A 12174-nucleotide genomic window follows, 5' to 3' on the forward strand; every position below is an offset into this window, starting at 1 on the left:
AATGTGGCGAAAATGCAACGCATCGCGTCACATTGTCAAGCCATGCAGGGTCAAGCCATGCGGCTTCAAGCGGTGCGAGAGCTTCTGTAGACCGATACGCCGAGTTCGCGGATCTTCTTGCGCAGCGTATTGCGGTTGAGACCGAGCAGATCGGCTGCCTTGATCTGGTTGCCGCGCGTGGCCGTCAGCGCTGCCAGGATGAGAGGATACTCCATCTCGGTCAAAACGCGGTCATAAAGGCCCGGAGGCGGCAGATTGTCGCCGAAAGTCGCGAAATAGGACCGCATGTTTTCCTCTACGGCCTGGGCAATGGTCATGTTGCCATTGCGGATCGGACCCTTCTCGATCGGGCTGTCGGGCACGTCGGAACGGAGTTCGGACTCGATGATCTCGCGGGTGATCACATCCTGTGGATAAAGTGCCATGAGGCGGCGGATCAGGTTCTCCAGCTCGCGCACGTTGCCCGGCCAGGCATAAGCCTTCATCAGATCGAGCGCTTCCTGATCAAAACGCTTGGTGCCGAGGCCTTCCTTCTCCGCCTGCTGGATGAAGTGACGGACGAGATCCGGGATGTCCTCGGCGCGATCGCGCAGCGGCGGCAGGCGCAGCGGCACGACGTTGAGGCGGTAGTACAGATCCTCGCGGAAGAGGCCCTGGTTGATCGCCTGCTTCAGATCCTTGTTGGTGGCGGCAACGATGCGCACGTCGGTGCGGATCGGGGTGCGGCCGCCGACGGTGGTGTATTCGCCCTGCTGCAGCACGCGCAGCAGGCGCGTCTGCGCATCCATCGGCATGTCGCCGATCTCGTCGAGGAACAGCGTGCCGCCCTCGGCCTGCTCGAAGCGGCCGGTGGAGCGGGTCTGCGCACCGGTGAAGGCACCCTTCTCATGGCCGAACAGCTCGGATTCGATCAGGTCGCGCGGGATCGCGGCCATGTTGATGGCGACGAAGGGGCCGTTGCGGCGCTTGCCGTAATCGTGCAGCGCGCGGGCGACGAGCTCCTTGCCGGTGCCGGATCTGCCGGTGATCATCAGCGTCAGGTCGGTCAGCATCAGGCGCGCCAGGACGCGATAGATTTCCTGCATGGCGGCCGAGCGGCCAACCAGCGGCATGCCGTCCTGCACGTCGTCCTCGACCTTCGCCGGCTTGCGCTTCGGCTCCGACAGCGCGCGGCCGATGATGCCGATCAGCTCGGTCAGATCGAAGGGCTTGGGGAGATAATCGTAGGCGCCCTTCTCCGAGGCCTTGATCGCCGTCATGAACGTATTCTGCGCGCTCATGACCAGCACGGGGAGATCCGGACGGGCCTTCTTGATGCGCGGAAGCAGGTCGAAGGCATTCTCGTCGGGCATGACGACGTCGGTGACCACGAGGTCGCCCTCGCCGGCCGAAACCCAGCGCCACAGGGTGGCCGCGTTCGAGGTGATACGCACGTCATATCCGGCGCGGCTCAAGGCCTGATTAAGCACCGTACGAATTGCCGCATCATCATCCGCGACGAGGATCGTTGCTGTCATCGAGAGGGTCCTGTGGAGGTTATGGTTGCGTCCTCAAGCGATGCGTCCTTGGAGGCAGGCATGAGCACGCGGAATGTGGTTTTGTTGGTCTGGCTGTCGCATTCGATGATGCCGCCATGATCACCGATGATCTTGGCGACCAGCGCGAGGCCGAGGCCGCTGCCATTGGTCTTGGTGGTGATGAACGGGTCGAACAGATGCGGCAGCAGGTCCGCCGGCACGCCCGGACCGTTGTCCTGCACGCAGAATTCCAGCGGCAGCGAGACCTTCTCGCGGGTTCCTGCGACCGAAAGGCGGATGCCGGGACGATAGGCGGTCGTCAGCACGACCTCGCCATCCGGCCGGTCGCCGATCGCCTCGGCAGCGTTCTTGACGAGATTGAGGAAGACCTGCACCAGCTGGTCGCGGTTGGCGTAAACCGATGGCAGCGACGGGTCGTAGTTCTCGGTGATCTTGATGTGACGCGCAAAGCCTGCCCTGGCCACCGCCTTCACATGATCGAGCACGGAATGGATGTTCACGGGCACACGGTCGACGGGGCGCTCGTCGGAGAAGACCTCCATGCGGTCGACCAGCGAAACGATCCGGTCGGTCTCGTCGCAGATCAGCCTTGTCAGCGCGCGGTCATCGTCGGTCGCCGAGTGTTCGAGCAGCTGGGCGGCGCCGCGAATGCCCGAGAGCGGGTTCTTGATCTCGTGCGCCAGCATCGAGGCGAGACCGGTGACCGAACGGGCGGCGGCGCGGTGCGTCAGCTGCCGGTCGATCTTGTCGGCCATCGAGCGTTCCTGGAAGACGATGACGACGGAGCCCGGCTCGCTCGTCACCGGCGCGACGTAGATGTCGACGAGCTTGTCCTGGCCGAGCCTCGGCGAACTCAGATCGACACGATACTCGTTGATCGGCGCGCGGCGCTCGCGTACCTGGTCGATCAGGGCCAGTAGCGGGCTGCCGAAGGGAATGAAGGTCGAGATCTTGTAACGCGCCAGATGCGAGGCGCTGGCCCCGAAGAAGGCTTCCGCCTCCCAGTTGGCAAAGGCCACAAGCCCGGCATCATCGACCATGATGACGGGGTTCTGGATGGCGTTGAGAACGGCCATGGCGACGGCACTGCCGGCATGGGCAGATGATAGCGACGCGTCGTTTGTCATGCAGCCTCCCGGGCATCTGTATTGTCTGCCGCCGCGACCAGGGCATCGTGGAATCGTTGCGAAACCTCGCGAGGATCGCGCGTGGTCATGATCGCCGCCTTGTCGTTTGCCGATACCGAGGGTGCGAAGCGCTCCATATACCAGCCAAGATGCTTGCGAGCATGACGAACGCCGACCGTTTCGCCGTAAAAATCGAGCATCATGCGATAATGTTCGACCGCGATATCGGCGATCTCCCATGGCTGAGGCGCATCGGCGCCGGCGAGCACGCCCGCATGCCACGGGCGTCCCTGGCAGCCACGGCCGATCATCACGGCATCGGCGCCCGAGCGGCGCAGGATTTCATGGGCATCCTCGACCGTTTCGACGTCACCATTGGCGACCAGTGGGATGGTGAGGACATCGCGCACGGCGCGGATCGCGTCCCAATCGGCGCGTCCCTCGTAAAACTGCATGCGCGTACGGCCGTGGATCGTCACCAGCTGGACGCCGGCCTCCTGGGCACGCTTTGCGATTTCGGGGGCGTTGATCGAATTTTCGTCCCAGCCAAGCCGCATCTTGAGCGTGACGGGAACATCGACCGCCTTGACCGTCGCCTCGATAAGGCCGAGCGCGTGATCCGGATCGCGCATCAGCGCCGAGCCGGAATAGCCGCCGATCACCTTCTTGGCCGGGCAGCCCATGTTGATATCGATGATATCGGCACCGTGCGCGGCGGCGATCTTCGCGCCCTCCGCCATCCAGTGCGCTTCGCGACCGGCAAGCTGCACCATGTGCGGATTGAAGCCCGCGGTCTTCAGCCGCACCCAGGATTGTTCGGTGTCGTTGACGAGCTCGCGGCTTGCCACCATCTCGGTCACCACCAGTCCCGCGCCATGGCGCCAGGCCAATTGACGGAACGGCATATCGGTGACGCCGGACATGGGCGCCAGCACGATACGGTTGCGCACCGCAACGGTTCCGATGCACAAAGGAGATGCGAGGTGTATGTCAGACAACTGATTATCTTTCAGGCACGCTAAGCAGGTGCACTATTTTTAGACAGATTTAAAAGACTTGCCAAGGGGGAAGTGCCCGAATTGATATTTTTCGGGCAAATGCTGGAATTCGGTGCGCCGAGCCGTTAGAGCACCCCCAGAAATTCTGCTTTTTGGGGATTTATGCCGCAAATGCATCAAAAGCAACCGATATCAATCGGAATTATCGTGGTGGCCGCAGGCCGGGGCGAGCGCGCCGGCGCATCCGTTGAAGGCCCAAAGCAATATCGCCGGATCGGTGGCCGGCCCGTCATTGCCCACACGCTCGAAATTTTCGCGACATGGCCTCAAACGACCGAGATCGTCGCCGTGATTCACGCCGATGATGAGGCGCTGTTTGCGAAGGCAACCGCTGGTGTCACGTCCGGGCTGCCGATCGCGACAGTGCATGGTGGCTCGACGCGCCAACAGTCGGTACTCGCGGGGCTTTGGCATCTGAAGGACAAGGGTATCACTCACGTGATGATCCACGACGCCGTGCGGCCGTTCTTCGATCATGATCTGCTCAACCGCGTCGCGGCCACCCTTGCTGAGGCCGCGCCTGCCGTGCTGCCGGCCATGCCGGTCGCCGATACGCTGAAGCGTGCCGATCAATCCGGCATCGTGGTCGAGACTGTCCCCCGCGCGCAGCTCTATGCCGCGCAGACACCGCAATCCTTCGACTTCGGCATCATCCTTGCCGCGCATGAGAAGGCGGCCGCCGCCGATCGCACCGATTTCACCGACGATGCGGCGATCGCCGAATGGGCCGGCCATCCCGTGACGATCGTCGAGGGCATGGCCGACAATGTAAAACTGACAGTGAGGCGCGATATCGCAATGGCCGATCAGAGACTTTCCAGCACACGCCTTCCCGATGTGCGCACCGGCAACGGCTACGACGTGCACCAGCTGGAGGCCGGCGATGGTGTTACGCTCTGCGGCGTGTTCATTCCGCACGACCAGAAGCTCAAGGGCCACTCAGACGCCGACGTCGCGCTGCATGCGCTGACGGACGCGCTGCTTGCCACCTGTGGCGCCGGCGATATCGGTGACCACTTCCCGCCGTCAGACCAGCAATGGAAGGGCGCGCCGTCGCGCATCTTCATCGAGCATGCGGCCAAGATCGTGCGTGAGCGCGGCGGCACCATCATGAACGCCGACGTGACGCTGATCGCCGAGGCACCGAAGGTCGGGCCGCACCGCGACACGATGCGCGCCATGCTTTCGGAATTCCTCGGCATCTCGATCGACCGCTGCTCGGTCAAGGCGACGACCAACGAGACCATCGGCTTCGTCGGCCGCCGCGAGGGGATCGCCGCCATCGCCACCGCCACCGTCGTCTATCAGGAAATCGCCCAATGAGCCTGTTTCCCGCTGATATCCTGTCCGAGGCCGAAGCCATTGTCAGGACATTCGGGGCGGCGGGGTTGATGGTGTCGACGGCGGAATCATGCACCGGCGGGCTGATCGCCGGCGCGCTCACGGAAATCGCCGGTTCGTCAGCGGTCGTCGACCGCGGCTTCGTCACCTATACGAACACCGCGAAGATGGAGATGCTGGGCGTCCAGGAAGCGACGCTTGCGCGTTTCGGCGCGGTGTCAGAGGAGACGGCGCGGCAGATGGTGCATGGCGCCCTCTTCCGCTCGCGGGCATCGATCGCGGTCGCGGTCACGGGCATTGCCGGGCCAGGCGGCGGATCGGCGGAAAAGCCTGTTGGCCTCGTGCATCTCGCCGCCAAGTCACGCAACGGTGACCTCATTCACAACAAGATGCTTTATGGCGATATCGGTCGTGGCGCGGTTCGTCTCGCCACCGTCAGGACGGCGCTGGCGATGATCCGGCAGCTCGGGCCGCAGTAAGCCGGATCAGCTGTAGATCTTGCCTGCGCGCGTTTCGAAGGCTTCGGTGAACATTCGAAAGGCGCGGTCGAACATCGAGCCCATGAGGGCGCCGAGGATGCGGCTCTTGAACTCGTAGTCGATGAAGAAGTGCACGTTGGAGCCCGACGGGGTGTCTTCGAAGCGCCAGCGATTGTCGAGATACTTGAAGGGGCCGTCGATGTATTTGACGTCGATGACGCGCTCGGCCTTGTTGAGCAGCACCTGCGTCGTGAAGGTCTCGCGGATCGCCTTGTAACCGACCGTCATGTCGGCGATGAGCAGAACCTTGCCATCGCGCTCCTTGCGGCTGCGGATCGCAAGCCCTTCGCATAGCGGCAGGAATTGCGGGTATTTCTCGACATCGGCAACGAGATCGAACATCTGGTCTGCGGAATGCGGGACGGGGCGGTGCGTTTCGAACTGAGGCATGAGCCGCAGTTAAGCGGGCGCGCCAAGAAGATCAAGAAGGCGGCGCATTTCCCGGTGCGATTTCAACTGAAGGACGGGCACATCGGGCTTGTGTCGCTCGATCCCCGCGATGATGAGCGGCGCCCAGCGTTGCTCGAAGTTCCAGATGTAGGTCAGGAACTCGCCATCCAGCTTTTCCGGGCAACCCGGCGCCATCTCCGGCCGCGCCTTGCCCCGCCAGCGAAACCACCTTGTGGTGACACCGAGCAGACAACGCCAGCGCGGCAGCCGCACCCAGAGCACCACATCGGTGCGCGGCATCCTGAGATCGAAGGTCGAGGCGCCGGTGCCGTCCATCAGCCACCGCTCTTCGGCAACGGCCGCCGCGATCATCTCGCGCTCCTCGGCCTTGGGTCGCTTCACCCAGCCCGGCAGCCAATAGAAGTCGCGGTCCATCGAAATATGCCGCACGCCGAGCCGCTCCCCAAGCCGTCTCGACAGCGTGGTCTTGCCGCCGCCAGAGCAGCCGATCACGAGAATGCGGTCGGCGCGGCTGACGAGGTCCGCGGCACTGGAGATATCGGTGACGAAATTCGGCATGTCTTTCCCTCCCGCAAGCAAAGACCGAACCAGGCCATCAACCTAGCCGATGGCTTCGAGGCGCTGAAGCAGCTGTCCCATCTGCGCCCTGCTCCCCAATTCGACGAGCGGGACGTCAGGCCCATGCAGGCGGATGCCTTCCATGAATTCGGGCACGTCGTCCCGCTCGAAATTCCAGACATAGGAGATGAACTCCCGGTCCGGCCACTTTTCCGTGCATCCGGGCGCCATGTCGGGCCGTGTCCTGCCGCGATGGACGATGCCGCGCTTGAAGATGCTCCAAAGGCAGAGCCAGCGCGACACCCGCACCCACAGGATCACATCGGCGCGCGGCAGCCTGAGATCGAGCGTTCTCGGGTTGTTGCCATCGATGATCCAGCGGTCTTCAGCGACGATCCTGGCGATGATCTCGCGTTGCTCCGGCCTCGGCCTCGAGACCCATCCTGAAAGCCAGAACACCTCGCGGTCCATGGAGACGTAGCGAACACCGAGGAGCCGCGCCAGCTTCTGCGCCAGCGTGCTCTTGCCGCCACCTGATGAGCCGAAGATGACGATGCGGTCGGCACGCTTCAGGAGTTCGGCCGCCTCATCAAGGCCAGTGACGTTCAGCCGATGCTTCGGTTGTTGCAACACTATGGCCTCTTGTCTGATTGCGGGGAAGATCAGGCCGCCTCGACGGGTATGGAAGGCTGGACCGAGATTATGCCTGCCAGTTCTCGTGGCCATGGCGCACGCGGATGATGAGAATGCCACCATCACCCAACTCATGGTAGACGATCAAGTGAGCGCCGCAAGGATGTATCCTACGGGAGGCGTAATTTCTTGGCGAAGCCGCGCGAGTTTCGGGTTGTCCGCGAGTATTTCGAAGATATCGCCCAAATGACGGTGATAGCTGTCGGCTTGCGCTTTTCCAAAAAGCCGAAGGCCCGTCGCGTGAATATTACGAATATCATGAGCGGCCTGACGCGACAGCCGGTAGCTCATGAGACCTATTCCGCCGCTTCGTTGAGCGACCGCAGAATGTCATCCATGCTTTCGTCGGATACGCCGCTCGCCAGCCCTTCATCGACGAGAGCCTGCATATGGGCTATCTTAATCGCACGCTCCTGATCGCGGCGAACGAGATCGCGGACGTAGTCGGAGGCATCGGCATAGCGGCCGGCAGCAGCCTGCTTTTCCAGCCAGGCCTTCATCTCATCCGGCACCGTCACTGTTAACACGGGCATGACGTGTTCCTCCGTTGCATTGCCTGCTGCCAATCATGGCACAGCAAGCGACACAAGAGAACCGCTCTACTCCGCGGCCACCAGCAGCTTCTTCTCACGCGCCGCGCGCAGGCGGGCGAAGTCGTCGCCGGCGTGGTGCGAGGAGCGGGTCAGCGGGCTGGAAGCCACCATCAGGAAGCCCTTGGTGTAGGCGACCGTTTCGTAGGACTTGAACTCCTCGGGCGTGACGTAGCTCATGACGGCGTGGTGCTTGCGGGTCGGCTGCAGGTACTGGCCGATCGTCAGGAAGTCGACGTCGGCGACGCGCAGATCGTCCATCAGCTGCAGCACTTCGTTGCGCTCCTCGCCGAGGCCCACCATGATGCCCGACTTGGTGAACATGGTCGGATCCAGTTCCTTCACCCGCTGCAGCAGGCGAACGGAGTGGAAGTAGCGCGCGCCCGGGCGGACCGTGAGATAGTTGCCCGGCACGGTTTCCATGTTGTGGTTGAAGACGTCGGGCTTGGCGGCGACGACGCGTTCCAGGGCACCGGGCTTCTTCAGGAAGTCGGGCGTCAGGATTTCGATCGTCGTCGTCGGCGATGCGGCACGGATCGCCCAGATCACCTTCTCGAAGTGCTCGGCGCCGCCGTCTTCCAGATCGTCGCGGTCAACCGAGGTGATGACCACGTGGCTGAGGCCCATCTCCTTGACCGCCTTCGCCACGCTGTCGGGCTCGGCCATGTCGAGCGCGTTCGGCTTGCCGGTCGCGACGTTGCAGAAGGAACAGGCGCGCGTACAGATCTCGCCCATGATCATGAAGGTGGCGTGCTTCTTGTCCCAGCACTCGCCGATATTCGGGCAGCCGGCTTCCTCGCAGACGGTGACGAGCTTGTGCTCCTTCACGATCGAGCGGGTTTCGGCGTAGCCCTTGGAGGTCGGCGCCTTGACGCGGATCCAGTCCGGCTTGCGCATGACCTCGGTATCCGGCCGATGCGCCTTTTCCGGGTGCCGCACGCGCTTTTCAGCGTTTGGATTGATCCTGTCGAGAATAGTTACCATCAATAACCTGCCTTCAAACCGCCGGAAGCGGCCTCCTTCGTCAGCGTCTGACGAGTTTTGCCAGAAATAGCAAGATACAAGAGCCGATGAAACCCGTCACAAGGTAACCCAGCCAACCGCTGGCGACATAGATCCCGGCACGGGTGAAGATCGCGCTGCCGATGACGGCACCGACGATGCCAATGACGATGTTCATCAAAACGCCGAAGCGTATGCCCATCAAGATGCCCGCGAGCCAGCCCGCCAAGCCGCCGACGATGATCGCCGTAATCCAGCCCACACCTTCCATCCAGTCCTATCCCCTCAAGCTATCGCCCTTGCGATCAGCACCACGATGATGGCGCCGACCGTGGCATGAATGATCTGCACGACGAGCGCATTGTCTATGCCCAGGTTGATCCCCAGCGCGTTGAAGAGAAAGCCTCCGACGAACGCGCCGATGATGCCGCTGAGCAGGCACCGTATCAATCCGCCTCCGCCAACGATCAGGCTGGCGAGGAACCCGGCGACCAGACCGATCAGGAGGAAGATGACGAGTGCCTGCGTACCCATAGACATGATGATTTCCTTTCGCTTTTTCCAGTCCGTGATTGAACGTGGTTCAATCCGTCATAGAGAGCCGCGAAGAAAATTATCAAGCGTTGAGGACGCGACCATAAGCATCCAGAACCGCTTCCTTCATGGTTTCGGAAACCGTCGGATGCGGGAAGATGGTGTGCATCAGTTCTTCTTCGGTCGTTTCCAGGTTCATGGCGACGACGAAGCCCTGGATGAGTTCGGTGACTTCGGCGCCGACCATATGCGCGCCGAGCAGCTCGCCGGTCTTCTTGTCGAAGATCACCTTGCAGAGGCCCTGGTCCTCGCCGAGCGCGATCGCCTTGCCGTTGGCGGCGAAGGAGAAGCGACCGACGCGGATGTCGCGGCCGGCTTCCTTGGCCTTGGCTTCCGTCAGGCCGACGGAGGCGACCTGCGGGTTGCAGTAGGTGCAGCCCGGGACCTTGCTCTTGTCGGTGGCGTGAACATTCGGCAGGCCGGCGATCTTGTCGACGCAGACGACGCCTTCGTGCTCGGCCTTGTGGGCGAGCATCGGCGGGCCGGCGACGTCGCCGATGGCATAGATGCCCGATACGTTGGTCTTGCCGTAGCCGTCGATGACGACACAGCCGCGGTCGGTCTTGACGCCGACGGCTTCGAGGCCGAGGTTTTCGATGTTGCCCTGGACGCCAACGGCCGAGATCATGCGGTCGGCGGTGATCTGCTGGACCTTGCCGTCAGCCGTCTCGACGTGCGCGGTGAGGCTATCAGCGGCCTTTTCGACCTTGGTGATCTTGGCGCTGGTGAGGATCTTCATGCCGCGCTTCTCGAGCTGCTTGCGCGCGATCGCGGTGACTTCGACGTCCTCGACCGGCATGATCGTCGGCATGACTTCGACGACCGTGACGTCGACGCCCATCGAGCGGTAGAAGCTCGCGAACTCGATGCCGATGGCGCCCGAGCCCATGACGATCAGCGACTTCGGCAGGGCAGCCGGCTTCATCGCTTCGAAATAGGTCCAGATCAGCTTGCCATCCGGCTCGATGCCCGGCAGCGCGCGCGGGCGGGCGCCGGTTGCGATGATGATGTGCTTGGCGGTGTAGGTGCCCTCGCCCTTGATGTTCTTCGGAACCGGGTTCTGCGGCTCGACGACGGGCTTGGAGGACTTGCCCACGACGATCTCGCCCGGCTTTGTGATCTTGGCTTCGCCCCAGATCACATCGACCTTGTTCTTCTTCATCAGGAAGCCGACGCCGCCGTTCAAGCGGGCGGAGACACCGCGCGAGCGGGCGACGACGGCTTTCACGTCAGCGCTCATCTTGCCCTCAAGCACGAGGCCGTAGTCCTTGGCGTGGTTGGCGTGGTCGAGGATCTCGGCCGAGCGCAGCAGCGCCTTGGTCGGGATGCAGCCCCAGTTCAGGCAGATGCCGCCCAGGTGCTCGCGTTCGACGATCGCGGTCTTGAGACCGAGCTGGCTGGCGCGCACAGCGGCCACATAGCCGCCGGGACCGGAGCCGATGATGATGACGTCGTAATTCTCAGCCATTTTTTCCTGCCTTTGTTATCGGGCGTCGCGGGTGAGAAGCACCCACTCGTGTTTCCTGCTGCTTTCGAAAAGAGACATCGCCTTCTGGCGCGCCGCTTCCGAAAATCCATTCTTCTTGTAAAGCGACAAAGCCGCTTCATTGTCACTTGCGGTGATCAGACTGACCGGCAGCGACCCTGCCCTGTCGATCTGATCCTTCAGTATGTCCCTGCCGATCCCGATGCCGCGCAGATGGCGGTAGACGCCGAGCGTTGCGATGAACCAGCTGCCAACAACCATCTTCTGCAGATCGATCACCGGCTGCAAAGCCACGCGATCGACTTCCATCTTCTTTACGTCCTCGCCCAGCGCGTAGCCGATCGCCGCGCCCGCCGTTTCCCCGTAAGCCTCGGCCAGCACCGCATGGCGCCATGTGCCGTAGCCGTCGTCCCGACGCATCTTCAGCCGGCCAAGCTCCATCGGCGTGTCGCTGCCGGTGCCATCAAGCTCGCCCAGCCAAAGCCAGGAGGCGAAACCATGCGAGGCGATGTCCGAGAGGATCGCCAGTTCGGCCGCGTCATCCCGCGTGGCGGGACGGAGCGTCACGAAAGACGCCACGGTCAAAGCCCCAACATCATCCGCACGGTCGATTCCATGCCGCGCCCGAGAGCGCGGGTGTTCTCGGCGTCGAGATGGATACCGTCGAGCGGCGTCGTCCTGGCGACCGAATTGGCGTCGAAGAAACCGCAGCCGAGCTCGTCGGCGAGATCCCGGTAGAGCGTCGCCAGCATCGCCGATTCCTCGATGCCGCCGACGAAGGAGGCCGCGAAGGGCACGTTGGCCGTCTCGCAGATCCTCGGCGGCGCGACGATCAGGATGTCCGGCACCTCGAAATCGAACGGCCAGGCGTGGTTGCGGATCAGCCGCACCAGCCGGGCGATGCCCTGGCATGCGGCGAAGGCCGATCCGGCCACGACATTCTTCATGTCGTTGGTGCCGAGCAGCAGAATGACGAGATCGAGCGGCGCATGCGTCTGCAGAATGGTCGGCAAGACGCGGGCGCCGTTGCGGTCGCAATCGGCGAGATGGTCGTCGAAGGCGGTCGTGCGGCCGTTCAATCCCTCGGCGATGACCCTGACCTCGTTGCCGAGCGCCACTTGCAGCGCACTCGGCCAACGATCCTTGTAGTCATGACGGCCGACGGAAGCGGCATCATAACCCCAGGTCAGACTATCACCATAGCAAAGAACGGTCTTCGTCATTTCCGCCTCCGCCG

The 12174-nt window shown here is 62.8% G+C and carries 16 protein-coding genes; 2 read left to right on the forward strand and 14 right to left on the reverse strand.

What is annotated here, in order from left to right; all coding sequences use genetic code 11:
* Positions 1-65: 65 nt before the first annotated feature.
* Genes ntrC through dusB form a run of 3 tightly spaced genes read right to left on the reverse strand, consistent with a single transcriptional unit; the run spans position 66 to position 3678 of the window.
* A complete protein-coding gene (gene ntrC, locus P3R82_RS16790) occupies positions 66-1517 on the reverse strand; it encodes a nitrogen regulation protein NR(I) (RefSeq protein WP_283194650.1) in 1452 nt (483 codons plus the stop codon).
* Complete coding sequence (locus tag P3R82_RS16795; RefSeq protein ID WP_283194651.1) at positions 1514-2665, reverse strand: nitrogen regulation protein NR(II); 1152 nt, start codon at positions 2663-2665, stop codon at positions 1514-1516. The genes ntrC and P3R82_RS16795 overlap by 4 nt, the downstream gene beginning before the upstream one ends.
* Complete coding sequence (dusB, locus tag P3R82_RS16800; protein ID WP_283196363.1) at positions 2662-3678, reverse strand: tRNA dihydrouridine synthase DusB; 1017 nt, start codon at positions 3676-3678, stop codon at positions 2662-2664. The genes P3R82_RS16795 and dusB overlap by 4 nt, the downstream gene beginning before the upstream one ends.
* 147 nt (positions 3679-3825) lie before the next feature.
* Between dusB and P3R82_RS16805 the strand changes: the two genes are divergently transcribed.
* Complete coding sequence (locus P3R82_RS16805; protein WP_283194652.1) at positions 3826-5046, forward strand: bifunctional 2-C-methyl-D-erythritol 4-phosphate cytidylyltransferase/2-C-methyl-D-erythritol 2,4-cyclodiphosphate synthase; 1221 nt, start codon at positions 3826-3828, stop codon at positions 5044-5046.
* The gene (locus tag P3R82_RS16810; protein ID WP_283194653.1) at positions 5043-5543 is read left to right on the forward strand and encodes a CinA family protein; all 501 of its coding nucleotides are present in this window, start codon (positions 5043-5045) and stop codon (positions 5541-5543) included. Before P3R82_RS16805 ends, P3R82_RS16810 begins: the two co-directional genes overlap by 4 nt.
* Positions 5544-5549: 6 nt before the next feature.
* Here the strand turns inward: P3R82_RS16810 and P3R82_RS16815 are convergent, their stop codons facing one another.
* The 11 genes from P3R82_RS16815 to P3R82_RS16865 form a co-directional block, all read right to left on the reverse strand.
* Positions 5550-5993 carry a type II toxin-antitoxin system RatA family toxin gene (locus P3R82_RS16815; protein WP_283194654.1) on the reverse strand — a complete coding sequence of 148 codons (444 nt, stop codon included), beginning with the start codon at positions 5991-5993 and terminating at the stop codon, positions 5550-5552.
* Between the two features lie 9 nt (positions 5994-6002).
* Positions 6003-6572, reverse strand: a complete 570-nt coding sequence (locus P3R82_RS16820; protein WP_283194655.1) for an AAA family ATPase — start codon at positions 6570-6572, stop codon at positions 6003-6005.
* Between the two features lie 42 nt (positions 6573-6614).
* The gene (locus tag P3R82_RS16825) at positions 6615-7202 is read right to left on the reverse strand and encodes an AAA family ATPase (RefSeq protein WP_283196364.1); all 588 of its coding nucleotides are present in this window, start codon (positions 7200-7202) and stop codon (positions 6615-6617) included.
* Between the two features lie 147 nt (positions 7203-7349).
* Positions 7350-7556: a type II toxin-antitoxin system RelE/ParE family toxin gene (locus tag P3R82_RS16830; RefSeq protein WP_349294071.1), complete on the reverse strand. Its 207-nt coding sequence runs from the start codon at positions 7554-7556 to the stop codon at positions 7350-7352.
* A 5-nt stretch (positions 7557-7561) separates the two neighbouring features.
* A complete protein-coding gene (locus P3R82_RS16835) occupies positions 7562-7798 on the reverse strand; it encodes a type II toxin-antitoxin system ParD family antitoxin (protein ID WP_283194656.1) in 237 nt (78 codons plus the stop codon).
* Between the two features lie 66 nt (positions 7799-7864).
* Positions 7865-8839, reverse strand: a complete 975-nt coding sequence (gene lipA / locus P3R82_RS16840; RefSeq protein WP_283194657.1) for a lipoyl synthase — start codon at positions 8837-8839, stop codon at positions 7865-7867.
* Positions 8840-8879: 40 nt separating this feature from the next.
* Entirely contained in the window at positions 8880-9128 is a 249-nt protein-coding gene (locus P3R82_RS16845) for a GlsB/YeaQ/YmgE family stress response membrane protein (RefSeq protein WP_283194658.1), read from the reverse strand.
* Between the two features lie 14 nt (positions 9129-9142).
* Positions 9143-9397, reverse strand: a complete 255-nt coding sequence (locus P3R82_RS16850) for a GlsB/YeaQ/YmgE family stress response membrane protein (protein ID WP_283194659.1) — start codon at positions 9395-9397, stop codon at positions 9143-9145.
* A gap of 76 nt (positions 9398-9473) precedes the next feature.
* The gene (lpdA, locus tag P3R82_RS16855) at positions 9474-10919 is read right to left on the reverse strand and encodes a dihydrolipoyl dehydrogenase (RefSeq protein WP_283194660.1); all 1446 of its coding nucleotides are present in this window, start codon (positions 10917-10919) and stop codon (positions 9474-9476) included.
* Between the two features lie 15 nt (positions 10920-10934).
* Positions 10935-11516 (reverse strand): GNAT family N-acetyltransferase, encoded by a 582-nt coding sequence (locus P3R82_RS16860; RefSeq protein WP_283194661.1) that lies wholly within the window; start codon positions 11514-11516, stop codon positions 10935-10937.
* A gap of 2 nt (positions 11517-11518) precedes the next feature.
* Positions 11519-12160, reverse strand: a complete 642-nt coding sequence (locus P3R82_RS16865) for an SGNH/GDSL hydrolase family protein (RefSeq protein WP_183900147.1) — start codon at positions 12158-12160, stop codon at positions 11519-11521.
* Positions 12161-12174 lie beyond the last annotated feature (14 nt).

Source organism: Rhizobium sp. AN80A, from assembly GCF_030053015.1.
GTDB lineage: Bacteria > Pseudomonadota > Alphaproteobacteria > Rhizobiales > Rhizobiaceae > Rhizobium > Rhizobium metallidurans.